Source organism: Carboxylicivirga marina, from assembly GCF_016612505.1.
Lineage (GTDB): Bacteria > Bacteroidota > Bacteroidia > Bacteroidales > Marinilabiliaceae > Carboxylicivirga > Carboxylicivirga marina.
Genome location: NZ_JAENRR010000034.1, coordinates 17,265 through 41,768 on the forward strand (window position 1 = coordinate 17,265; position 24,504 = coordinate 41,768).

23 protein-coding genes are annotated in these 24,504 nt (G+C 37.2%); 11 read left to right on the plus strand and 12 right to left on the minus strand.

Features of this window, described 5'->3' with window-relative positions; translation table 11 throughout:
- Window positions 1–86: 86 nt before the first annotated feature.
- From JIV24_RS13950 to JIV24_RS13960, 3 genes are all read right to left on the minus strand, one after another.
- Window positions 87–701, minus strand: a complete 615-nt coding sequence (locus JIV24_RS13950) for a leucine-rich repeat domain-containing protein (protein WP_200465669.1) — start codon at window positions 699–701, stop codon at window positions 87–89.
- Window positions 702–954: 253 nt separating this feature from the next.
- On the minus strand, window positions 955–1,413 hold the full coding sequence (locus JIV24_RS13955) for a hypothetical protein (protein ID WP_200465670.1): 459 nt from the start codon (window positions 1,411–1,413) through the stop codon (window positions 955–957).
- 2 nt (window positions 1,414–1,415) lie between these two features.
- On the minus strand, window positions 1,416–2,081 hold the full coding sequence (locus JIV24_RS13960; protein ID WP_200465671.1) for an HAD family hydrolase: 666 nt from the start codon (window positions 2,079–2,081) through the stop codon (window positions 1,416–1,418).
- A gap of 483 nt (window positions 2,082–2,564) precedes the next feature.
- Here JIV24_RS13960 and JIV24_RS13965 point away from each other — a divergent pair, with 483 nt between their 5' ends.
- The 5 genes from JIV24_RS13965 to JIV24_RS13985 all read left to right on the plus strand — a co-directional run bounded on the left by JIV24_RS13965 (window position 2,565) and on the right by JIV24_RS13985 (window position 8,237).
- A complete protein-coding gene (locus JIV24_RS13965) occupies window positions 2,565–3,221 on the plus strand; it encodes a B3/B4 domain-containing protein (protein ID WP_200465672.1) in 657 nt (218 codons plus the stop codon).
- Window positions 3,222–3,731: 510 nt separating this feature from the next.
- Window positions 3,732–4,520, plus strand: a complete 789-nt coding sequence (locus JIV24_RS13970) for an MBL fold metallo-hydrolase (RefSeq protein WP_200465673.1) — start codon at window positions 3,732–3,734, stop codon at window positions 4,518–4,520.
- Window positions 4,521–4,682: 162 nt separating this feature from the next.
- Complete coding sequence (locus JIV24_RS13975; protein WP_200465674.1) at window positions 4,683–5,846, plus strand: DUF819 family protein; 1,164 nt, start codon at window positions 4,683–4,685, stop codon at window positions 5,844–5,846.
- A gap of 195 nt (window positions 5,847–6,041) precedes the next feature.
- Complete coding sequence (locus JIV24_RS13980) at window positions 6,042–7,586, plus strand: beta-N-acetylhexosaminidase (protein ID WP_200465675.1); 1,545 nt, start codon at window positions 6,042–6,044, stop codon at window positions 7,584–7,586.
- A gap of 102 nt (window positions 7,587–7,688) precedes the next feature.
- Window positions 7,689–8,237 (plus strand): NADPH-dependent FMN reductase, encoded by a 549-nt coding sequence (locus JIV24_RS13985; protein ID WP_200465676.1) that lies wholly within the window; start codon window positions 7,689–7,691, stop codon window positions 8,235–8,237.
- Here the strand turns inward: JIV24_RS13985 and JIV24_RS13990 are convergent.
- The 3 genes from JIV24_RS13990 to JIV24_RS14000 are packed head-to-tail and all read right to left on the minus strand — an operon-like array spanning window position 8,230 to window position 10,248.
- The gene (locus JIV24_RS13990; RefSeq protein WP_200465677.1) at window positions 8,230–8,763 is read right to left on the minus strand and encodes an RsmD family RNA methyltransferase; all 534 of its coding nucleotides are present in this window, start codon (window positions 8,761–8,763) and stop codon (window positions 8,230–8,232) included. The two genes, JIV24_RS13985 and JIV24_RS13990, sit on opposite strands and share 8 nt — an antisense overlap.
- Window positions 8,754–9,608 (minus strand): DUF3822 family protein, encoded by an 855-nt coding sequence (locus tag JIV24_RS13995; protein WP_200465678.1) that lies wholly within the window; start codon window positions 9,606–9,608, stop codon window positions 8,754–8,756. Before JIV24_RS13995 ends, JIV24_RS13990 begins: the two co-directional genes overlap by 10 nt.
- 7 nt (window positions 9,609–9,615) lie before the next feature.
- Window positions 9,616–10,248 carry a hypothetical protein gene (locus JIV24_RS14000; protein WP_200465679.1) on the minus strand — a complete coding sequence of 211 codons (633 nt, stop codon included), beginning with the start codon at window positions 10,246–10,248 and terminating at the stop codon, window positions 9,616–9,618.
- Between the two features lie 89 nt (window positions 10,249–10,337).
- Between JIV24_RS14000 and JIV24_RS14005 the strand changes: the two genes are divergently transcribed.
- Window positions 10,338–11,762: an ATP-dependent DNA helicase gene (locus tag JIV24_RS14005; protein ID WP_200465680.1), complete on the plus strand. Its 1,425-nt coding sequence runs from the start codon at window positions 10,338–10,340 to the stop codon at window positions 11,760–11,762.
- A gap of 534 nt (window positions 11,763–12,296) precedes the next feature.
- Here the strand turns inward: JIV24_RS14005 and JIV24_RS14010 are convergent.
- The 6 genes from JIV24_RS14010 to JIV24_RS14035 all read right to left on the minus strand — a co-directional run bounded on the left by JIV24_RS14010 (window position 12,297) and on the right by JIV24_RS14035 (window position 18,898).
- Window positions 12,297–14,045 (minus strand): phospho-sugar mutase, encoded by a 1,749-nt coding sequence (locus tag JIV24_RS14010; protein WP_200465681.1) that lies wholly within the window; start codon window positions 14,043–14,045, stop codon window positions 12,297–12,299.
- A gap of 33 nt (window positions 14,046–14,078) precedes the next feature.
- On the minus strand, window positions 14,079–14,948 hold the full coding sequence (gene rfbD, locus JIV24_RS14015; RefSeq protein ID WP_200465682.1) for a dTDP-4-dehydrorhamnose reductase: 870 nt from the start codon (window positions 14,946–14,948) through the stop codon (window positions 14,079–14,081).
- Complete coding sequence (rfbC, locus tag JIV24_RS14020; protein ID WP_200465683.1) at window positions 14,948–15,508, minus strand: dTDP-4-dehydrorhamnose 3,5-epimerase; 561 nt, start codon at window positions 15,506–15,508, stop codon at window positions 14,948–14,950. Before rfbC ends, rfbD begins: the two co-directional genes overlap by 1 nt.
- Before the next feature lie 106 nt (window positions 15,509–15,614).
- Entirely contained in the window at window positions 15,615–16,493 is an 879-nt protein-coding gene (gene rfbA, locus JIV24_RS14025) for a glucose-1-phosphate thymidylyltransferase RfbA (protein ID WP_200465684.1), read from the minus strand.
- 29 nt (window positions 16,494–16,522) lie between these two features.
- The gene (locus JIV24_RS14030; RefSeq protein ID WP_200465685.1) at window positions 16,523–17,473 is read right to left on the minus strand and encodes a UDP-glucuronic acid decarboxylase family protein; all 951 of its coding nucleotides are present in this window, start codon (window positions 17,471–17,473) and stop codon (window positions 16,523–16,525) included.
- A gap of 102 nt (window positions 17,474–17,575) precedes the next feature.
- Window positions 17,576–18,898 (minus strand): UDP-glucose dehydrogenase family protein, encoded by a 1,323-nt coding sequence (locus JIV24_RS14035; protein ID WP_200465686.1) that lies wholly within the window; start codon window positions 18,896–18,898, stop codon window positions 17,576–17,578.
- A 366-nt stretch (window positions 18,899–19,264) separates the two neighbouring features.
- On the opposite strand from JIV24_RS14035, the gene rpsA reads away from it, so the two are divergent.
- The 5 genes from rpsA to JIV24_RS14060 all read left to right on the plus strand — a co-directional run bounded on the left by rpsA (window position 19,265) and on the right by JIV24_RS14060 (window position 24,416).
- Window positions 19,265–21,118: a 30S ribosomal protein S1 gene (gene rpsA / locus JIV24_RS14040; RefSeq protein ID WP_200465687.1), complete on the plus strand. Its 1,854-nt coding sequence runs from the start codon at window positions 19,265–19,267 to the stop codon at window positions 21,116–21,118.
- A 21-nt stretch (window positions 21,119–21,139) separates the two neighbouring features.
- Window positions 21,140–21,496 (plus strand): STAS domain-containing protein, encoded by a 357-nt coding sequence (locus JIV24_RS14045; protein ID WP_200465688.1) that lies wholly within the window; start codon window positions 21,140–21,142, stop codon window positions 21,494–21,496.
- Window positions 21,496–22,410 carry a ribonuclease Z gene (locus JIV24_RS14050; protein ID WP_200465689.1) on the plus strand — a complete coding sequence of 305 codons (915 nt, stop codon included), beginning with the start codon at window positions 21,496–21,498 and terminating at the stop codon, window positions 22,408–22,410. The genes JIV24_RS14045 and JIV24_RS14050 overlap by 1 nt, the downstream gene beginning before the upstream one ends.
- Before the next feature lie 146 nt (window positions 22,411–22,556).
- Window positions 22,557–23,345 (plus strand): aryl-sulfate sulfotransferase, encoded by a 789-nt coding sequence (locus tag JIV24_RS14055; RefSeq protein WP_200465690.1) that lies wholly within the window; start codon window positions 22,557–22,559, stop codon window positions 23,343–23,345.
- 42 nt (window positions 23,346–23,387) lie between these two features.
- Window positions 23,388–24,416 (plus strand): LacI family DNA-binding transcriptional regulator, encoded by a 1,029-nt coding sequence (locus tag JIV24_RS14060; protein ID WP_200465691.1) that lies wholly within the window; start codon window positions 23,388–23,390, stop codon window positions 24,414–24,416.
- Window positions 24,417–24,504: the final 88 nt, after the last annotated feature.

Sequence of the window (24,504 nt, forward strand, 5' to 3'; positions counted from 1 at the left end):
GTATGCTTGTTAATTTTAGAACAAGGAGAATTGGGCAATTGGTATTTCTATTGAAATCGTTAGTCAGTTTTATATGAATTATAGGATTATAAAACCAATCGGCCAATCTTATCTCTGGTCATTCCATGATAGTCAGATAGTGGGTTATCCAGCAATATCAATTCTTCCAATTGGTTGTTTTTCACTTTATCAAACGGGAAGTTTGTCAGTTGATTATTATTCAGATATATGTTCTTTAGTTTTGGTGCACTTAGTAAGGCATCGCATCCGGCATTGATTTGATTGTCACTAAAGTCAATCAGTTCAAGTGCTTTTAATTCACTAATAATCTCGGGAACACTTTTGTAGTCATTCTGCCCAAGGTATAGTCTTTCAAGGTCTTTTAAGTAGCTAATCGATTGAGGTAAATCTGATAACTTATTTATTCTAATGTCAATGTATTTGAGTGATTTTAAACGACTTATATCCTCAGGAATTTTCGTTATTTCATTGTCGCGAATATCGATGTATTTAAGCTTTGTTAGTTCAAATAATTCTTGAGGAATATGACCTTTTAACCTGCTTTTGAATATACTGAGATGTGTGACCTCACTATTGTCATTCAATACATAGCCTTTTGTAATCCAACTAATTTTTTTTAATTGTTTGAGAGGCCTGGTTAAGTGTTTGTTTAATTCTTTTATAAGCTCAATGTCCGACATGGAAATTAATTTTATTCGAAGTTAAGAAACAGCGATAAATAAATCCCTAACAAAGCTTAAAGAAAGGCTTTAAAGTGACGAAAAACAGTACTAAAGTATTGATTTTGCAATGCTCATCATGCCTTTTTATCGTTTTTGCATCCCCACATAAGTCTTTGTCATATTTGATGGCACACAAATAATATAGTCTGCTTTTCCAATATAATCTTCATCCAGCTTGTTGATGTGATCTTGTGAAAAAGTAGTTGTGGTTTTATAGTACTTCTTTAATAACTATGTTTTGTTTATTGAAGTGAATAGTATCGCCAGCTTTAGCTCCTTTCAATGCCTGACCTATGGGCGATGCCATTGAAAGAGCATAGTAATCAATACCTTCAACGTTTAACTTGCCGTGTGCAATGGCCATTAAGTAAATGCCTTTGTTGGTTTGAACCAGACTGCCAAATTCCACTGTCGAATAGGTTTTGTTCAGGTTAATTTGTTTTAAATCCTTCTGTAAGTGTAGCTGTTTGCCAAGTTGCACTTGCTGTTTGTTCAGCTCAATCTGCATCATTTCACGACCCGTTTCAAACTTATCACCGGCACTGCTTTTTGTATCATTTTTCATTGATTCAGAAGTGTCTGAAATTGCAGCTTTAATACGCTTAATTTTAGAACCTATCAGTTGGACGAGTTCCGTGATTAGTCTGATTTTAATATTCAAGTCATTCATATTTATCGACTTAAAGAGTTGTGTAAGTCTACTGTATTACCAAATAACTCATTAGCTCCGGCATTTTGTAGAACACTATCATTTAGTTTTCCTGTATTCACAGCAACAGTATAAATACCTGCTGCTTTAGCGGCTTCAACTCCCATAGGTGCATTTTCAACAACCAAACAATTTTTCTTTTCTATACCTGATTTTTTCCAGGCCATCAGATATGGCTCGGGGTGTGGTTTGCCTTGTTTAACATCTGCACCGCTTACAATGTTACTTTTCCTTACCCCAAAGTTGGCACTTAACTTTTCAACCAACGAGGGTTGTTTGGAGCCAGTAACTACAAAAACCTGAACGCCATTGTTTCTTAGGTTCTGAACAAGCTCTTGCATTTTAGGCAGAAGCGGCGCTTTTGGGCGTTTGCTCATCAGTTTGGTCTTGAGTGCATATACTGCTTCTTGCTCCTCTTTACTAGCCGTTCGATTGAGGTATTTCTCGAAGGCCATACGGATAGTGGAAAATCCAGTTCGCCCTTCATTCATATAGGCTTGCTCTGGCGGAAAGTCAATACCGTATTCTTTCAGACTGTGAATCCAGGTATATTCATGGTTTGGCATCGAATCGTAAAGAACGCCATCCATGTCAAAAAAGACAGCTTGTATGTTGTTTGGTCTTGGCATAGCAGAAATTTCCGGCTAAAGTAATGTAATTTTATTCAGATTGAAATTACTGTAATATTACAGTAAGTGTTAAGTATTTGCTAGTTAGAGGTTAGTGTTTGTTCTTGGTTGTTTGTTTCGTACTGTTTTAGTGCCTAAGCGTTAGCAATTTTAGATGAAAACAAGAAAAATGACCTATAATGAAGCATGTTTTAGATTTTTGTCTAAAACTTTTAAATTATTCGGGTTATCAACGATACTTCATCGTATCAGCATCGATACATCATCGTGTTGCGTTCGTATCTATAGTAACCGAAGAACTATCGAAGAAGATACGATGCTGCTACCTTTATGAATCGATACACAATCGATGCTAGGGCATTGCTAAATGCATTAACAACATTCTGAAAATATATCATTATGTGATTAATAGCGGTTTAAAGATGATTATAAAAAAGTAACAAGGTATTTTTTTATTTATTTTGCAAATTCAAAATCGTGACAATGACCATTACAATTGATCAAAAATTAAAAGAGCATTTACCTGACCTTTTGCTGGGAGGTATTATCATTGATGTTAAAGTTAATGAGCCTCAATCTGAATTATTAACCATACTAAATGATGAGGTGAAAAAGCTAGAAGCGATTCATACCCCAGAAACAATTCGGGAGATGGCAACAGTGAAGGCTAATAAGAATGCTTATCGAAGCCTGGGCAAGGACCCTAATCGTTATCGCCCGGCAGCAGAAGCTCTGTTAAGGCGTGTTGCTAATGGTAAAGGCTTGTATCATATCAATAATGTTGTAGATATTCTTAATCTGATATCTGTTAAAACCGGATACTCCATATGCGGATATAATTACAATGCTATTCAAGGCGATGTGAAAATGGGAATCGGAGAAGAGAAAGAGCCTTACCAGGGAATTGGTCGAGGTGATGTTAATATTGAGAAGTTACCCGTATTTCGGGATGATAAAGGTGCTTTTGGAAATCCTACCAGTGATTCAACGCGTACGATGGTAACTGATGAAACCACTCAATTCCTGATGATAATTATTGGATTTGAAGGCAAAGAGCCGATTAATACTGCTTTAGATGAAGCCAGCGAGTTACTTTCTAAGTTTGCTGAGGGAAGGGAAGCAGAACGGTTTTTTGTTTGATAGTCAGAAGAGAAAAGAGAAGAGTGAATGTTGGGTGAGACGAGGCGAGGGCGCGTCGCATTGTTTTGTGTATTCGATGCTTGTAAAGGCTCTGAAACCCTTGAGAGGACGACATAAATAGTGAGAGGACAAGGTATTTTGTGAGAGGACGAGTCAATCTTTGAGAAGAATAGGTGAAAACTTGAGATGAGCGGGTGAAAACTTGAGAAGGACGACTAAAGTTATGAGACGAACGGGGAGAAATACTGAGAAGATTGGGTAAAATATTGAGAAGAATCCTATAAAGCCTGAGAGGACGGGGGTAATAATTGAGAGGACGGTGTTAGAAGGTGAGAGGGGTGTTGCTGTCTGTTATAATTGTTGATCTTTTTGAGTTGTAACTGTCATTATCTTTAAGCAGTAATGATTATTTTTGTGCCCTTTATTGACTATGGAGGATAAGTGGGTTTAATGAAGGTTACACTTCCAATACTCTTTCTGTCAGGATGAACAGCTTAAAGCTAGAAAGAAATGATTAAAGTTTGTGCCATCGCTTCGGGAAGCAACGGCAATTGTTATTATATCGGAACTGAGAAGGAAGCTATTTTGGTTGATGCCGGTATTTCGCGTCGGCAGGTGATGAAGCGAATGAAGGAATTACGCCTCGACATTAATAAGGTGAAGGCCGTGTTTATTTCGCATGAGCATGCCGATCATATTAGAGGCATGAGAGTGCTGTGTGATACTCATGGTATCGATGCCTATTTAACCAGGGCAACATTGAATAAGGCACATCCTAAGCATCATCCACAAACCGCTCACGTATTTAATGCTGGGGATACTGTATTAGTTGGTGGATTCAAAGTGCACTCTTTTACCAAAGAGCATGATGCCATTGACCCTACGAGTTTCAGGGTGGAAGTAAATGGAAAGAGCGTTGGAGTGATGACCGATATTGGTGTGGCTTGTGTTAATACCAGAGAGCATCTGGCATTGTGTGATATGGTCTTTTTAGAAAGTAATTACGATGAGCAATTACTTGAAGATGGCCCTTATCCATACCATTTAAAACAACGGGTTAAATCAGATAAAGGTCATTTAAGCAATAAGCAAGCAGTAGATTTGGTAGAAGAACTGGATACTACAAGTTTAAAAACCATTTTTTTATCACATATTTCGGCTGATAATAATAGGGTTGAGATAGCTATGAAGGCTTTTGAGCATTTAAAACCTAAGTACCAAATATTGCCAACCAACCGTTATGCACCTTCCGAAATTGTAACGGTGGGAGAAGAGCAGTTGGCATTGTTTGGGCATTAACTAATTGACAGTAGACAGGAGCGTTTATAAGTTTTTTCTTAGTGAATTGCTAAACTGTTGCATTACATTTACAGAGCTAGAACTACGAGCTTCAGACTTTTAATAATATCAATCAAGCTGCTAACACAATTGACGAATGACTAGTAGCTAAAAGCTTTAAATATGAATTCAATAATACAGGCTGATCAACATTTTATAGTATTAACCATGGTGCTAGCTGCTGCTGCTTTTGGCATTTGGTCGGAGCATAAAAAGTGGTTTGGAAAGGTATCAGGCATTTTAGTTACCATGATTTCCATGTCGATTTTAGCCATGGTTGGATTTGTGCCTGTAGGTTCAGGTACTGGTGTTTCAGTGCCGGTTTATGATATGGTATTTGATTATTTTATTCCTATCTCAATTCCTCTCTTGTTATTCAGTTCTAATATTGTAAAGATTATAAAAGAGAGTGGTAAGCTACTGATTGCTTTTGTAATTGGAGCCATAGGAGTGGTGATAGGCTGTTTTATTGCCTTCTACTTTATTGATTTAGGCGATGATGCCGGAAATACAGCTGGTGTAATTGCAGCCACCTTAGTGGGAGGAAGTATCAACTTTGTTGCCACAGGCGAAACGCTGAATTTCAGCACTAACCCTTATTTCTCAGCAACCATTGCAGTGGATAATTTTGCTGCCAACCTATATGTTTTATTTCTGTTTTTGGTACCTGCACTTACCTTTCTTAATCGTTTCTGGAGTAAAAAAGGAAAAATTGATGTTGTCAATACAGAAGTGGCAAGTGAACAAAAAGCAATCTCGATTGAACGCATTGCAGTGGCGCTGTTTTTGGCTGTATTTATTGCAGCGGCAGGAGGGTTTTTTGCGCCATATTTACAGCGTGCAATAGGTACCGATTTGAACCTTAGTATTTTGCTGATAACTGTTTTTTCTCTGGTTGTCGCTAATCTGTTTCCTAAAAAGCTACAAGCATTGGAAAGTACTTCTTTCAGTATTGGCTTATGGATGATGTATGCTTTTTTGGCCGTTATTGGAGCCTCAACCAATATTTATGAAGTTTTAAAGGTTGGGCCCTCATTATTGTTATTCTATATGATTATTATGGCGTTTCACTTTCTGTTCTTAACGCTTACAGCACGTTTCTTTAAGCTCAATGTGTACGAAGTGATAATTTCCTCCGCGGCGAATATCATGGGACCATCTGTTGCAGCGCCAATGGCTGCGTCATTGGGGCAAAAAAGAATGGTAACACCAGCGATTCTTGTTGGTATTCTAGGCTATGTCATTGGCACCTTTATAGGGGTTAGTATTGCCATGGTACTTGGTTAAATTTGTGATTGCTATTGGTATGAAATTCTTATCAATCAATAATTCGAGAAGTTATTATTCCCTTTAATTGATTTAAATTGTAAGGATACAAAAGTATTTTAGATAACTTTCAAAAGGGTTTTATATATTTGAAGTGATGATTGGTGGAATAGCCATCATCAAGAGAGAAAACCAATAAACTAAAATGTTCTTACAATGATTAAAAAAACAATTACAGCCCTTACTTTGGGCATGTTGATGCAATTGGGCGTTTCCTGCCAAAAGCCTATTCCTGCTCAATTAAGCTCAGATAATTTGATTCCTTTACCAGTTCAAATCCAGGCTGATGGAAGCTCTTATTTAATCAATGAAAAAACGATTATTTATATTGATGACACTGAGTTAACTGAGGTGGCGAATCTTTTATCTCAACAGATAAAAGGACGTACAGGTATTACTCCAAAGGTCATGACAACTGAGCAAGCACCTTCAAAAGGCATCTACCTTTCAGCTTCTGGTATCGAAACCAAAGGGGAGGAAGCTTATCAAATAAAAATAGGTGAAAAAGCCATTCAGATTTTAGCTAACCACCCGGCAGGTATTTTCAGGGCAAGTCAAACCATTGAGCAATTGATTAGTAAGCATGTGGCTGAAACAGTCAGTTGGATTATTCCTTCAGGAGCAATATCAGATTATCCTCAATTTGAATATCGTGGAATGATGCTTGATGTATCACGTCATTTTTTTGGCGTTAAGGACGTTAAGCGCGTAATTGATTTAGCAGCTAGTTATAAAATTAATGTTCTTCACATGCATTTAAGCGACGACCAGGGTTGGCGTATTGAAATTAAGTCGTGGCCTAAGTTAACATCAGTAGGTGGTCAAACACAAGTTGGTGGTGGTAAAGGAGGTTTTTATACTCAAGAACAGTTTAAAGACATCGTAGCATATGCCAAACAACGCTATATCACTATCGTTCCTGAAATTGATATGCCAGGTCATACCAACGCTGCAGTGGTGGCTTACCCTGAGTTAAACGGAACAAAAAAGAAGGCTGAGTTATACACTGGTACAAAGGTTGGATTTAGCACATTAGCTACGCGCAAAGAAGTGACTTATCAGTTTGTAGATGATGTGGTACGTGAATTAGCTGCAATAACTGATGGACCATATATTCATATTGGTGGTGATGAATCGCATGTAACCAAGCTCGATGATTATATCTATTTTATCAATCGCACTAAGGAGATTGTAAAGAAATATAATAAAACCATGATTGGCTGGGATGAAATTGCACATGCTGATATAGATGAGACGGATATTGTTCAGTATTGGTCGAGAGAAACCAAGAATGTAAAAATGGGTGTTAATAAAGGTGCTAAAGTATTGTTGTCGCCTAATAAACACACCTATCTGGATATGAAGTATAATAAAGACTCGCGTATTGGTCTTGATTGGGCAGGCTTAGTTGAGGTAGATCAGGCTTATAACTGGAATCCTGAAACACTGGTGGAAGGAGTCGGTAAAGAGAATATTTTGGGCATTGAATCACCTCTATGGACCGAAACTGTTGAAACAATGGATGATATCGAGTATTTAGTATTTCCACGCTTATTGGGGCATGCCGAGCTAGGTTGGTCGCCAGTGGAGAAGCAAAACTGGGAATCATACAAAGTACGCTTAGTTAAACATGGCAAGCGATTAGAAGAGCTTGGAGTTGATTTTTATAAATCGAAGTTGATTCCATGGGATTCGGAATAGCAAGATAGATAACATTAGAATTAGGGGCCTGTAATGAATCGTTACAGGCCTTTTTTTATTACGAACTAAATAACTCATCACTTGTTCTATAAAAAAGTCACAATGATGAAACATAAAATTCTCGCATTTGGTGCGAGCTCAAGTCGACAGTCTATAAACAAGCAATTTGCTGCTTATGTCGCATCTCAATTGGATGATGTGCAAATTAATTTAATTGATTTAAATGATTTTGAAATGCCACTGTTTAGTGTTGATAAGGAGGCGGATATTGGTATTCCTGAATTAGCACATGCTTTTAAGAGGCTAATAAAGGATGCTGATGGAGTAATCATCTCATTGGCTGAGCATAATGGTTCCTATTCGGCGGCATATAAAAATATTTTCGATTGGGTATCACGCATTGAAAAGGAGTTTTGGTACGATAAACCCTTGCTATTATTGGCGACATCACCAGGTCCTCGGGGAGGTATGAGAGTGCTTGACCATGCTTCTAAAGCTTATGGATATGCTAATAAAAGCCTGGTAGGTAGTTTATCACTTCCTATATTTCATAAAAACTTTGATGTGACTAAAGGCATCCTAAATGAAGGGTTAGCCAAAGAGCTACAAGAGTTGTTAATTAAGTTTCATGAGAAAGTGCTTACTACATGAAAAACGAAAAATGAACTTTACCATACTTTTTTACCTCAGTAAATCTGGAGTGTTGCTCAAAACTCATTTTATCTGAATGCTCAAGAATAAAAGTTCCATCAGTTTTTAATAAGGTATTTTCAAAAAAGCGATCGGGAATAGACTCAAAATCTTTTAAATCAAATGGAGGATCGGCAAATACAAGATCGTACTGCAAATTACATTTCTTAATGTATTTAAAAGCATCAGCTTTAATAACTTGAATGTCATCGTCCAAACCAAACTCCTTAATCATTGACTTGATAAAGCTAAAATGCTTGTAGTTCAGCTCAACTGTGGTCACATTAGTGCATCCGCGAGAAGCAAATTCATAGGATATGCTACCAGTGCCACCAAATAAATCCAGTACACTTAATTCATCGAAATCAACCCGATTATTGAGTACATTAAACAAGCTTTCGCGGGCAATATCAGTTGTTGGGCGTGCCGAAAAGCTTTTGGGTGGAGAAAAACGTCTGCCTTTTAATGTGCCACTGATTATACGCATAATGCCAGATTAAATAAATTATGAAACTGTAGAATGTCACCCTCTTTAATACGCATGTTATTGCTGAATTTGAAGTGAGGAGTTGGCGATGTTAGTTTTGTTTGTCTGATGTAATTCTTTAGTTCTTTAAAGATTTCTTTTTGCTTATCAGGCAATCCATGAAGCAGTACATTAGTACTATCAGCTTCAAGTTTTAGTTGCTCAAATGTGAATAAAACAAAATACAGGAAATCATTGATGTTGTCGTACGCATATGAGTTGCATAAGGCCATTTTTCGATCTTTAATGATCAGCAAATCAAAAAACGTATTATGAACCCCAATGTGCATTACCACTTCCTGTTTCTTAAGCTGACTTGCAATTAAACAGCCTTCAACAAAGGGCGAGTAATGCTGGTAAAACTGCACGTTTTCAAACTGCGTTTTTACCAGGTGATACATAAATTGCGGGATGCTAAAAATGTTCCAGGCATCCGCCATTTTTATTTTCTGTGATACTAACTCATAGGGCTCCTCACTTTCTGAATGATTAAATTTATACAATTCAGAAAGTTTAGTCGGATCATACAAAGCTGACGGAACTAAAGTGTTTTTTGTCGATTCATACAAGAAGAATACTTTTTTATAAGGTAGCTGCAACAGTTCTTCCTTTAGAAGCACTTCCTGTGTTTTTATATTGTCTTTGCTATGGTCGCTAAATGGGATATTAGCAAATGCAATATAGGTATTAGTAACCGGGTCTAATACACAAAAAGAAAGTCCACCCGAAGAAGATCGGATGGACAGAAAATAAGATGTTGTAATACTTGCGTCAAACGACTGATCTACAACGTATGTCTTGGTCATAAAAATACTATTCCCAGTTACCTGCGTTATTGTTCGCAGCGTCTAATGAACCTACTTTTAGTCCTGGATATCTCTCCAACTTCCCAGTCTTATCGTTCAGGTTAATAACTTCCTGAGCTTCTAATCCTGCCAAGTAAATGTTGTTATGAACTTTAGCTTCGAAAACCTGTACTTTAACACCAGATCCTGTAACTACTACACCAGCACCCATTTCATACATTTTTCCACCTTCAACAAATGGAACAAACTTTAAAGAATCAACCGGGTAATTAACAGGAAATAACGAATCTTTCACACTCACACGAATTGTATCACGGCTAATGATACCTAATGCAAGAGCTTTAATTTCAGTAATACCAGCTTCTCTCATACTATCGGTTAAACTACCTTCTTTCCTAACCAATGGTAAAGAATCGTTAAGGATGAAGTTAATTAAAGTGTCGTAGCTTCCCGTGTACTTGTTGTGAACCGATTTGTAAGCAACCTGAGCATCTCTGGTATAGATTAACTTTTCAACGTTTGCTTCTTCTCTTAATGCTTGCTGCTCTTGAAAGCGAATTGGTTTATTAATACTCTCAACACAGAACCAGCCTAGCGCAATAATTGCAATAGTAAGAACAATCTGAATAACTGTTTTCATTATCTTCGGAATTTTGTTTTAGTTTGAATGCACAAATTTAAAAAAAAAATCAAATTACAGATTTTAAAAAGCTTTTATCTACACTAAAAATGCTAAATAATCATATATCCAGTCTAATTACGCAAAAGTTTGCTTTTAAACCAACAGATTCACAACAATCACTCATCGATGGTTTGGGCGAATTTATTATGCAAGAAGGATCTCGAAATATATGCCTTATCAAAGGGTACGCAGGTACAGGGAAAACATCCTTGATGAAGGCTTTTACGGATGTATTGGAAGAGTTGAAATTACCAAGCCAATTAATGGCACCAACAGGTAGAGCTGCTAAAGTTTTAAGTAGTTATACTCAAAAACCAGCATATACAATTCATAAGCTCATTTACCGTCGTCAGTCTTCAAACGATGATTTTGGCTCTTTTAACCTTAATTACAATAAGGCCAAAGATGCTATTTTCATTGTGGATGAGGCATCTATGATATCCAATAATAGTATAGATTATACCATGTTTGGCAGTGGCCGACTGCTTGAAGATTTGCTAAATTTTGTTTTTAGAAATGACCGTTGTAAGCTTGTAATAATTGGAGATGTGGCACAGTTACCACCTGTTGGTTTTGACGAGAGTCCGGCACTGGATAAGCTTTATCTTGAGAGTTTAGGGATGCAGGTGAAAGATTATTTCTTGAGTGAGGTTGTGCGTCAGGAAGAAGATAGTGGAATCTTATACAATGCCACCAAGCTACGATTTATGCTTGATGAGGGCTTGTTTGAACCAACTTATCCTGCGCTAGAAGCAAAAGGATATCCTGACTTTAAAAGGCTCTCAGGAGAGGAGCTGATTGATGAACTTAACTGGTGTCAGGAAAATTATGGATTAGATGAAACGCTCGTGGTTTGTCGCTCAAATAAGCGTGCCAACCTTTTTAATCGTGGTATACGTGCGAGTATTTTGTATCGCGAAGAGGAATTGACTGTAACCGACCATTTGTTAATTATGAAAAATAATTACCATTGGTTGAAAGATAGTAAAGAAGCCGATTTTATTGCCAATGGTGATATTGCTGAGGTCGTTCGAATAAATGGCTATGAGGAATTGTACGATCGTCGTTTTGCTAACGTGACTTTGCGATTAACGGATTATGAACATCTGGAGATTGATGTGAAAATTATATTGGATGCTTTGCATACTGACACGGCCGGATTTTCGAAGGAGGAACAAGAGGCTTTTTTTAAGAATGTAATGGAAGATTATGAAGAAGAAAAGTCACAACGAAAGAAGTATGAGAAGGTAAAAGAGAATCCTTACTACAATGCTTTGCAAGTGAAATATGCTTATGCGATGACCTGTCATAAATCTCAAGGTGGTCAGTGGAAAGCCGTGTTTGTTGACCAAGGATATATTCCTGAAGAACAAATGGGAACAGGTTATTTTCGATGGTTATATACTGCTTTGACACGTGCCACCGAACGGGTGTATTTGGTTAATTTCAAAGATGAGTTTTTTGAAGAATAAAATGTTTTTTAGCATGAGAAATCTTGACTTTTCTATGCTGAAAAATATGATGAAAGCTTTGTGTTGATTACCAGATACATCAAGAATAATAACGTTTATTTGACAATAGTAGATGTAACAAAAAATGCTTTTTCTAGTATATTCAGTTGGGGAATATGAATCAAAGTCACATTGACCTGCTACTGGAAATATGTGGGAAGAATGAATTGTAAAAGGAAGTGGGGAGTGACGTTAATGTCAGTATGAATGTTGAATAAAAAATCGGGAAGGAAAGAGGCCGATAGGTACTTTTTTCTGTCAAAAGAAATGAAATGTAAGCTATACCACAGTTTGCTCATGGGGTTTCCAATTGTCGAATCTTGGAAAGAAAATCGAAACTCCTTTTATGAATGTACATATTGTGGCCGAATTTGGAAAGGTAAGGAAGGTGAAAATACAAAGTTAAAGTATCGATTGTTCCGAGGGTAAAATATAAGACAAGAAAAAAGCGAAGCTCACTGATGAACTTCGCTTTTATTGTTTTAAATCGATATTCTATATTCCTAAATCTTTAGCGATGTTGTCAATGATAGCATCTGCCTTTTCATTAGCTGGATAAAACTCATCCTTGCTATTCATTGGAACTTTTACTTCAAAGTAGAATTTAATTTTAGGTTCGGTACCTGACGGGCGAACTGATACTTTGTAACCATTTTCAGTAAAGAACTGAAGTACATTTGACTCACCAGGTAAATCAATGGCTTCGTGTTTATTCTCCAGTACATGGAAGGCATCTAACTTAGAATAGTCTTTGATAATACTTACCTTATCGCCAGCCAATGTTTGAGGTGGAGTACTGCGGAAATTAGCCATTAATTGCTTAATTTCATCAGCGCCTGATTTTCCTTCACGAACAATATAAATCATCTTTTCTTTTGAAAAACCATATTCCATGTAAATGTCTTGTAATACATCAAACAATGTTTTACCATTATCTTTAGCCCAGGCGGCTATTTCGGCTGTGATGGTAATGGCTGCAACAGCATCTTTATCGCGCACGTAGTCACCAGGTAAGAAGCCGTATGACTCTTCGCCACCGCAAATGTATTTTTTCTTTCCTTCAAGCTCCCTGATGACTTTAGCAATCCACTTAAAACCAGTGTAAACATCAAAATATTCAACACCATTTTTAATGGCTATTTCTTTAAGTAATTCAGATGTAACAATGGTTTTTACAATGTATTCTTTACCGGTAAGTAAGCCACGTTCTTTCCATTTTTTAAGCATGTACCAGGTTAAAAGAGTAGCTGTTTGGTTACCGTTAACCAATACAAATTCGTCTTTCTCATTTCTCACAGCAATTCCAAGGCGATCACTGTCCGGATCCGATGCCATCACAATGTCAGCATTCGTCTCACGTGCTTTGTTTAATGCCATTTCAAGCGCAGCAGGCTCTTCCGGATTTGGAGACACAACCGTAGGGAATTCACCACTAACAACATCTTGTTCAGGTACGTTTATCACGTTTTCAAAACCACACTTGCGTAAAGCAGCAGGGATGATTTCAACACCGGTTCCGTGGATAGGAGAATACACAACCTTAAGGTCCTTGTTGCGATCAATTAAATCCTGATCTAACACAAGACTTTTAACGACATCAAGGTATTGGTTATCCATGTCCTTACCAAGTACTTCAATCAGTTCCTTATTGCCCTCAAATTTGATGTCGTCAACCGATGCAATATTCTTAACTTCATCGATAACATTTGTATCGTGCGGAGCGGTTAATTGTGCACCATCATTCCAATAAGCCTTATATCCGTTATATGCTTTGGGGTTGTGAGAAGCGGTGATGATAACACCACTTTGACAGCCTAACTGGCGGATGGCATATGAAACTTCCGGTGTTGGACGTAAATCTTCAAACATGTATGCTTTAATACCGTTGGCGCTAAAAATGTCAGCGACTACTTCAGAAAACAAGCGACTGTTATTACGGCAATCGTGACCGATAACCACACCAATCTGGTCTACATCCGTGAAGTTTTTAAGCAGATAGTTGGCTAAGCCTTGAGTAGCCGCACCTACAGTGTAGATATTCATTCGGTTTGAGCCAGCTCCCATGATGCCACGTAAGCCACCTGTTCCAAACTCCAAATCTTTATAAAATGAGTCGATTAAATCTGTCTTATCCTCGTTGTCCATCATTGCTTTGATGGATGCTTTCGTTTCTGCATCATAGTTGCCATCAAGCCACTCTTGTGCTTTTTTAACAACTGCATTTAATACATCCTGATTTTGCATTTTTCTGTTATTTGTGGTGTTAGATAATCTTCGTTATTTTAAAAGTAACAGGCATTTATCTAAACTATCTTTCCAATAAGGGATAGATACATTATATACCTGTTTAATTTTAGCCTTATTAAGAACACTATAATGCGGTCTTGGTGCTGGCGTTGGATAATCCTTCGTTTCGATCGGATTAACTCTGCAAGATATGTTCATTTTTTGATGAATTGCAAGTGTAAAATCATACCAGCTTGCTACTCCTTCATTGCTATAGTGATAGATACCAGGTTCGAATGTTGTTACTTTAGATATGTCAGCATCTACTATATGCAAAATGATATCGGCCAAATCACCAGCGTAGGTAGGTGTGCCCACCTGATCGAAGATAACGCCTAGTTCATCTCTTTCGTTTCCGAGGCGAATCATCGTTTTAACAAAGTTATTGCCATGTATTGAATAAAGCCACGATGTTCGGATAACCATTGACTCTTTGTTATGAGATAAAAGGGCTCGTTCTCCATTTAACTTGGTTGATCCGTATACTGAATTAGGGTTTGTAGTATCTGTTTCAACATATGGCCGGTGATTACTGCCATCAAATACATAATCTGTTGAAACGTGTATCACCTTCGCGCCAATTTCATTGGCTGATTGACCAATTGTGGCTAAGGCGCTTGTATTTATTTTTGTGGCCAGTTCTACTTCCTCTTCAGCTTTATCAACGGCAGTATACGCTGTGCAATTAACGATGTAATCAAAATTTTTACTTTTGATAGTGTCAACTAATTGTTGTGTATTGGTGACATCAAGTGATTGCAGGCTGGTAAATGTAAAGTTAACTTTATTTAAAACCTTACATTGTTTCTTGATTTCAAGGCCTAATTGTCCTTCTGAACCTATGATGAGTATTTCTTTCATTAAATGCTAAAAACAAAGTTGTGTTCTGCCTCTTTGAATGATGGTAAAATGCTGTCCTTTGATGATATAATAGCTTTGTCGGCTGGAATTTGCCAATTAATATTCAACTTTGCATCGTTATAGACAATCCCTCTTTCAGCCTCCTGACTGTAGTAATTGTCACATTTATAGCTGACAATTGCGGTTTCACTTAAAACTGAAAAGCCATGGGCAAATCCCTGTGGAATAAAAAATTGCAACTTGTTTTCTGCTGATAATTCTACAGCATAATGTTGACCAAATGTTGGTGAATTTTTTCTTAAATCAACTGCCACATCCAGAATTTTACCTTCAAGTGCGTGTATTAATTTTGATTGCGAGTAAGGTGCTAACTGGTAATGTAATCCACGTATAACACCATAGCTTGATTTAGATATATTGTCCTGAACGAAATTTGAGCTTATGCCGGCTTCTTTGTATCTGTTCTCGGCAAACACTTCCAGAAAGAAACCTCTGGGATCGCTAAATACTTCAGGTTTGATGATTAATAAGTTAGGAATGCTGGTTTTAATAATTTCCATATAAAACGATTTATGTGCAAATATAGAAAGATAATAAGTGTATTTATTAATAGTTTAACAAATTAAAAGTAAAACTGTGTTAATATTGTTTAACTGTCAATTGTCCTTATTTCTCATTCGAAATTCTTAATAAGTATTGGCCGTATTCATTCTTTATTAGAGGCTCGGCTAGTTTTAATAATTGTTGTTTGTTGATGAAGCCCATGGTGTAGGCTATTTCTTCAATACAAGCGACCTTTAACCCTTGGCGATTTTCGATGGTTGATATAAAGTTAGAGGCTTGAAGTAAACTATCGTGAGTTCCCGTATCAAGCCAGGCAGCTCCACGCCCAAGGATTGACATCTTTAAGCGTTGTTCATTTAAATAGAGAACATTCAAATCAGTAATTTCAAGTTCACCTCGTTTTGATGGCTTCAAGCTTTTAGCTTTCTGAACAACATCATTACTATAAAAATATAAACCTGTTACTGCATAATGACTTTTGGGTTTTTCTGGTTTTTCTTCCAAGGATAGTACATTACCTGTTGAATCAAACTCAGCAACGCCATAACGTTCGGGATCATTTACATAATAGCCAAAAACAACAGCTCCGTCTTTTGTTTGGGCTGCATCCATTAGGGTGTTGGTAAAATCAAAAGCGTAAAAGATATTATCACCCAAGACCAATGCCACGTCATCATTTCCTATAAATTCTTCACCAATAATAAAGGCTTGTGCCAGTCCATCGGGCGAAGGTTGTTCGGCATAAGAAATGGCTAGTCCTAAATCAGAGCCATCACCAAATAATTCTTTATAAAGAGGTAAATCATGAGGTGTGCTAATAATTAATATCTCCCTTATGCCAGCAAGCATCAAAACTGATAAAGGATAATAAATCATTGGTTTATTATACACCGGTATAATTTGTTTGGATATGCTTTTGGTTATGGGATAAAGGCGTGTGCCTGAACCTCCTGCTAAAATGATACCTTTTCTTTTTGTCATTTTTAGAATGCTGAGTTGGTAAATGATATTTAAGCTTCTTCTCTTTTTAAGAGCTCATCAAAATAATTGATGGTATGAGTTAAACCTTCTTTTAGTTGAACGTTTGGTTCCCAGTTGTTTAGTTTTTCTTTTGCCAATGTGATGTCTGGTTGTCTTTGTAGTGGATCATCAGCTGGCAACGGCATGTAAGTAACTTTAGAATTAGAGTTTGTTAAGTCAATAACTGCTTGAGCAAGTTCAAGCATTGTAAACTCATTAGGGTTACCAATATTAACCGGACCAATAAAATTGTCAGTATTCATCATTCGAATCATCCCTTCTACCAGGTCATCGACATATTGGAAGCTACGTGTTTGTTTTCCATCGCCAAAAATCGTGATGTCTTTGCCTTTTAATGCCTGAACGATAAAATTAGAAACAACACGTCCATCATTCGGGTTCATACGAGGTCCGTAAGTATTAAATATTCGAATGATGCGGATGTCAACACCATTTTGCTCATGATAATTAACAAACAAGCTTTCGGCGCATCGTTTACCTTCATCGTAACAAGAGCGGATTCCTATAGGATTAACATTACCCCAATAGTCTTCTTGTTGCGGATGAACCAGCGGATCACCGTATACTTCGCTGGTTGATGCTTGTAGTATTCTGGCATTGATGCGTTTGGCCAGGCCAAGCATGTTGATGGCACCCATTACCGAGGTTTTAATCGTTTTAATAGAATTGTACTGGTAGTGCACGGGTGAAGCAGGACAAGCCAGGTTATAGATTTGATCAACTTCAACAAAATAAGGATGCGTAACGTCGTGCCTGATGAGCTCAAAATATGGATTATCCATTAGATGAATAACATTGTCTTTACAACCTGTAAAGTAGTTGTCCATACAAATTACTTCGTTACCTTCTTTTAAAAGACGTTCACACAAATGAGATCCAATAAATCCGGCACCTCCTGTTACAAGAATCCTTTTTTTCATTATATATATTCTTTGTAATAAATAAGCTTAAAAATTATTCCCTGATAAATGATAAAGCCTGAAAGGGTAAATAGTCTTTCAGGCTTTAAAGTGTTATTGTAATTATTTAATGACAGGTCGGCCTATGCTGTAATATGTATAACCAAACTCTTTCATTTCCTCAGGATCGTATATGTTTCGCCCATCAAAAACAATTTTGTTTTTCATCAGCTTATCCATCACTTTGTAGTTAGGTACTCTAAACTCTGGCCACTCGGTAATCAAGATTAGCGCATCGGCGTCGATTAATACATCATATTGGTCTTCGCCATAAACAACGGTATCACCAAGTTGATGTTTTGCTTCATCCATTGCTACCGGATCATATGCCTTTACTTTGGCTCCAAGTTCGGTTAATGCTTTAGCAATGACTACTGCAGGAGCTTCTCGCATATCATCGGTGTGTGGCTTGAATGATAAGCCCCACATAGCAAATGTTTTTCCCTTAATATCAGGAAAATGAGCTTTAATTTTCTTAACCACCACCTTCTTCTGATCGTCGTTCACATTTTCAACTGCCTCAAGAATTCGAAGGTTGTAATTGTTTAATTGAGCTGTTTTGATGATTGCCTTTACGTCTTTAGGGAAACATGAGCCGCCGTAACCAGCTCCGGCATAGATGAATTTATTGCCAATTCTTGAGTCAGAACCAATACCCCGTCGAACATTGTTGACATCAGCACCAACAATTTCACACAAGTTGGCAACGTCATTCATAAAGCTAATTTTTGTTGCTAGCATGGCATTGGCTGCATATTTTGTCATTTCGGCCGATGGGATATCCATAAACAATATTGGATGTCCATTTAATACAAATGGTTTGTATAAGCGGTTCATTATCTTTTCGGCACGTTCCGATTCGACTCCAACCACAATTCTATCGGGTTTTAGGAAATCTTCAATGGCATTTCCTTCTTTTAAGAACTCAGGGTTAGACGCCACATCAAAATCCATATCAATGCCACGCTTTTCAATTTCATCCTGAATAGCAGCTTTAACTTTTTTAGCCGTCCCGATTGGTACAGTGCTTTTGGTTACCACTACCATGTAATGGTTCATATGCCTACCAATTTGACGAGCTACTTCAAGTACATGACTCAGATCAGCGCTGCCATCTTCGCCCGGAGGTGTGCCAACAGCAATAAAAATGGCCTCAGAGTGTTCCAGACTTTCTTTTAAGCTGGTGGTGAAATGAAGTCTGTCTTTTTCAACATTATTAAGAACCATTTGATCGAGACCAGGCTCGTAGATAGGAATGACTCCTTCCGAAAGTTTTTTGATTTTTTCCTTGTCAATATCAACGCATGTTACATTAATTCCTGTATCAGCAAAGCATGTGCCCGAAACAAGTCCAACATACCCGGTTCCAACAATTGAAATTTTCATAAGCGATTGTATTTGTGATTTGGCTTATTTTATTAAAAATTAAAGTACGATATTATATAATATATAACAAAAGCCAAAAGTATAATTTTTATTGCTTCTTTAACTTAAAAAAATGATGTTCATTAACATGATTTTAATTGGCTTTTAAGTTAGCCTGCCTAATAGGTTCATCTGTTCTAAAAATATTTAATTTTTGTTTATGTGAACAAGGATTAATGTGACTTGACGTAATCTTTTATCCGCCTTATTTTTAAGAGTTGCTGATTATTTAGTTAGATGCTTTTTTACATCGAAAAAAGTTTCTACTTTTGCAGCGATTTTTTCAATATAATGTCTAACTACTAGATTTTAAACATTTAAACAAAAATGGCAGAAGAAAAAGTAAATGCTGAGGAGCAAGAAAAGGCTCCTGAAGTAAAGGAAACGGTAGCTAACGTACCAATGGAAGATTTTGATTGGGATAGCTATGAAGCAGGTGACGTCTTAGGCGGTGGTGCTTCTAAAGAAGAATTAGCTGAAATGTATGACAAAACATTGTCGACAATTTCAGAAAAAGAAGTTATCGAAGGTGAAGTTATTACTTTAACTAAGCGTGAGGTAGTAATTAACATCGGTTTCAAATCAGATGGTATTGTAAGTCGTAACGAATTCCGTTACAATCCTGAGTTAGCAGTAGGCGACAAAGTTGAAGTTTACGTTGAAAGTCAGGAAGACAAAAAAGGACAGTTAGTACTTTCTCACAAGAAAGCACGTGCATTACGTTCTTGGGACAGAGTAAATGAAGCGTTGGATAACGACGAAGTTATCAAAGGTTACATCAAGTGTCGTACTAAAGGTGGTATGATCGTTGACGTATTTGGTATCGAAGCTTTCTTACCAGGTTCTCAAATTGATGTTAAGCCTATCCGCGATTACGATATGTATGTAGGTAAAACAATGGAATTCAAAGTGGTTAAAATTAACCCTGAGTTCAAAAATGTTGTTGTATCTCACAAAGCGCTTATCGAGGCTGAGCTTGAGCAGCAGAAGAAAGATATCATTTCTAAGCTTGAAAAAGGTCAGGTTCTTGAAGGAACAGTTAAGAATATCACTTCTTACGGTGTATTCATCGACCTTGGTGGCGTAGACGGATTAATTCACATTACTGACCTTTCTTGGGGTCGCGTGAATCATCCTGAAGAAATCGTTCAGTTAGATCAGAAATTGAACGTTGTAATCCTTGATTTTGATGATGAGAAGAAGCGTATTGCTCTTGGATTGAAGCAATTAACGGCTCATCCATGGGATTCATTGGATTCAGAAATGAAAGTTGGTGACATTGTTAAAGGTAAAGTGGTTGTAATGGCTGACTATGGTGCATTCGTTGAGATTGCAGCTGGTGTTGAAGGTCTTATTCATGTATCTGAAATGTCATGGTCGCAGCACTTAAGAAGCGCTCAAGACTTCTTAAAAGTAGGCGACGAAGTAGAAGCTATGGTATTGACATTAGATCGCGACGAGCGTAAGATGTCACTTGGCATCAAGCAGCTTAAGGCTGATCCATGGGAGAAAATTGAAGAGAAGTATGCCGTTGGTAGCAAGCATTCTGCTACTGTTCGTAACTTCACTAACTTCGGTGTTTTCGTAGAAATTGAAGAGGGAATTGACGGATTAATCCACATTTCTGACCTTTCATGGACTAAGAAAATCAAGCATCCTGCAGAATTTACTGCAATTGGAGAAGCTATCGAAGTTGTTGTTCTTGAAATCGACAAAGAAAACCGTCGCTTAAGCCTTGGTCACAAGCAGCTTGAGGAGAATCCATGGGATGTGTTCGAAGGAATCTTTACTGTTGATTCAATTCACGAAGGAACAATTGTTGACATTTTCGACAAAGGTGCCGTAATTGCATTACAGTATGGTGTTGAAGGATTCGCAACGCCTCGTCACTTAACTAAAGAAGATAATTCTCCTGCTAAAGTTGATGAGAAGCTTGATTTTAAAGTAATTGAGTTTAATAAGGCTGCGAAGCGTATTATCCTTTCTCACTCACGAACTTTTGAAGATGCTAATAAGTCTGAAGAAGTAGCTGCTAAGAAAGCTGCCTCAAAAGCAACTAAAAAAGGTGTGAAGAAGTTGAATGATAACTTAGAAAAGACTACTTTAGGTGATATTTCTGAATTAGCAGCACTGAAAAATCAGTTAGAAGCTAACGAAGGAAAACCTGAAGGGGATAAGTAATAAGTTTTAAAACAGCGATTTATGGACTTCAAGATTGATAAATTAGATGATTTTACACTGGTTCAGGTTCTGAAAGAGAAAATGGATACACATGTGGCTCCAACCCTTAAGTCAGAATTGGTACTTTTATCTGGTAACGGCGAAAAGAATATTTTGCTTGACCTGGGTAAGTGCAACTATTGTGACTCGTCTGGTTTGAGTGCGATTTTGGTAGCCAATCGCTTGTGTAAAAATGCTGATGGTGTATTTGTTTTAGCAGGATTGCAGCCGGCAGTTGAAAGACTAATATCGGTATCGCAATTAGATTCTGTATTGAATATTGCACCATCATTAGAGGATGGTATTCAAATGATACGTAAAGCTATTGAAACAGTTTAATGGCATTATCATTAACCATTCTTGGTAGTAATTCAGCATTACCAACATCGGATAGATATCCTACCGCTCAGATACTTAATGTATCTGAGCGTTTTTTTTTAATAGATTGTGGAGAAGGAACGCAAATGCAGTTGCGTCGAAACAAGGTTAACTTCTCTAAAATCAATCATATATTTATTTCTCATCTACATGGCGATCATGTATTTGGCTTAATAGGTTTAATTTCTACATTTGGTCTGTTAGGAAGGCGTAAGGTGTTAACTATTCATGCTCATCAGGATTTAAAAGTTTTGTTGAAGCCGCATCTCGAGTACTTTGTTGCTGATTTGCCATATAGAATTGAATTTAACGATTTAACGTTTGATGAACCTCGTGTTGTATATGAGGATAAAAAAGTAATGGTTGAATCAATCCCATTGTCGCATCGCGTGCCAACCTGTGGCTTTATTTTTAAAGAGAAACCGTTGCAACCGAATATTCAGAAACAGGCAATCGAAAGATTTAAACTTACTGTGCCAGAGATTGTGGCAATTAAGAATGGTGAAGAGTTTATAGGTGTAGATGGTTTACCTGTTAAGCGTAGTGAGCTGCTTCATGAGCCCAGAAAGCCATTGTCTTATGCTTTTTGTTCTGATACACGTTATTATCGGCGGATTATTCCTTTTATCACTAATGTAGATTTGTTATATCATGAAGCAACATTTCTTCATGAATTAAAAGATTTGGCAAAGAGGACCAGTCACACAACGGCTAAGCAAGCAGCAATAATTGCTAAAGATGCCAACATAGGCAAGCTTATACTTGGTCATTTCTCCAGTCGATATAAAGATAAAATGCCATTTCTATCAGAAGCTAAAGCTGTATTTGATAATGTAGAACTTGTTTCTGATAATCAGGTTTATCATCTTGAATAATACTTCTTTAATCTATTATTTAACAGTGCTTACTCTTGCTACCAGAATATAAAATGCTCTTTTTTTGATAGTGTATGAGGTGGAGTTGTAAAAACACCATTCGTAATTGCACTGTGTGAAAAAGAAATGCAAACGCACGTGGTACCTTGTTAACTCTGGAGGATGGTTTAAATGATAAGTTCGGGAATGGTAATCTTATTTATGAAACTACGTTTGCTGGAGATACATTAGTGAAGTTAGAGTATGGTCAGAATGGTTTTGATCGTATGGTGCATCATGATGTTGTTTTGACCCAGCGAGGCACCTGTGCTTTCATTACTAATGTTCATGTTGATGGGCTTATTGTTGATGGAATTACTGAGTTAATCGCTTATGGTAATAAAGTATGGGAATGGGATATGACTAGCCATGTTTTACCAATAAAGCCTGGTACTGAATTTAGTCAGCCATGGGGTAATTCTATTGAAGAAGATGGGAATGGAAATTATTTACTTAGTTTTCGAAATTTATGTCAGATTTGGAAAGTTGATGCTTTGTCTGGTGAAGTAATTATGAAGTTTGGGCAAGGAGAGGGTCTGGGGTTGTCTGATGTGGATTTGCCTTTGTATCAGCATCACGCACAGTGTCTTGGGTGTGATAATTATTTGTTGTATGATAATGGTGATATTGAAAAGCGTAGTTATAGTCGTTTGATAAAATACCATATTGATAGTGAAAATCGATTAGCTAATGTTGATCATGTGGTAGAGTTGCCATCTTCATTATTTTCGCCTTTTATGAGCTCGGTTGAACAATATAATGACGGGTATATAAGTACCTCATCTATTGCTAAAAAAGTAGCTTTTATAAATAAGGATGGACAAGTTAAGTGGACTATGCAATTTGGTGATCGAATGTTTAGAGCTCAGTTAGTCAATGTGTCAAATGTTAGTTGAGTATTATTTTTGTTTCTTTGTATGAAATTAAATACTGACCCAATGGCATTAAAAGAACAAAAGCGCGAGATTACCATAAATGATATTGCAAAAGAGTTAAACATATCACCGTCAACTGTATCGCGTGCTTTAAATGATAATGCTAAAATCAGTGAGGCCACAAAAGAAAAAGTTAAAGCTGTAGCCCAAGATTTAGGTTATGAGCTTAATCTGGTGGCTTCAAGCTTGTCAAAGAATAAAACGAATGTTATTGGAGTGATTATTCCCAACATTGGTTCTCAATTTTTTGCAAAGGCATTAAGTGGCATACAGGAAGTTGCTCGTGCCAATGGTTACAATGTGATTATTTGCCAGACAAATGAAAGTGTTCAGCAGGAAGTGGATATGACACGAGTGATGAATTCGGCCAGGGTAGATGGTCTTGTTTGTTGTTTAACAATGGAGACGAAAGATGTTGGTCATTTTGATGTGTTTACAAAGAAAGGTATTCCGGTTGCTATGTTCGATAGAGTTAGTTATGCTGTGCCTGGTCCAAAAATTGTTGTCGATAATTACGAAGCAGCCTATACTGCTACCGAACATTTGATAAATTTGGGGTGTAAGCGAGTAGCACATTTGGCAGGAACCACGTCTTCCAAGGTCTTTTGTGATAGAACTGAAGGGTTTAAAGATGCTTTGCAGAAGAATGATTTACCGTTGCTTCCTCAATACCTTTTGTCTAGCGATTTAACAGAGCAGGATGCTCGTGATGCAGTTCGTATATGGATGAATTTACCAGATAAACCTGATGGAATTGTTGCGGCTAGTGCGTCTTCTGGTTTAATTATTTCGGCAGCTGCTAAAAGTGCAGGTGTACGATTGCCCGAAGATTTGTCGATTATATCACTAGGAAATGAGCGTTGTAATGAGTTTGTAACGCCATCCTTATCTGCTGTAGATATGCCAGGTTATGATATGGGAAAGTCTGCAGTTGAGCAGCTTATAAAATGTATTAAAAGCGAAAAAGTAGATAGCTCTATTACGCTCAAGCCTATACAATTGCTAATTCGCAATTCTTCATTTAAACATTAATACCAAAATGCTAGCTGATTAGGTGCCTTTGGCAACAATGCTTTACATTACAAATGCAAGCGCTTGCATAAAATAAATACTTTGTGCA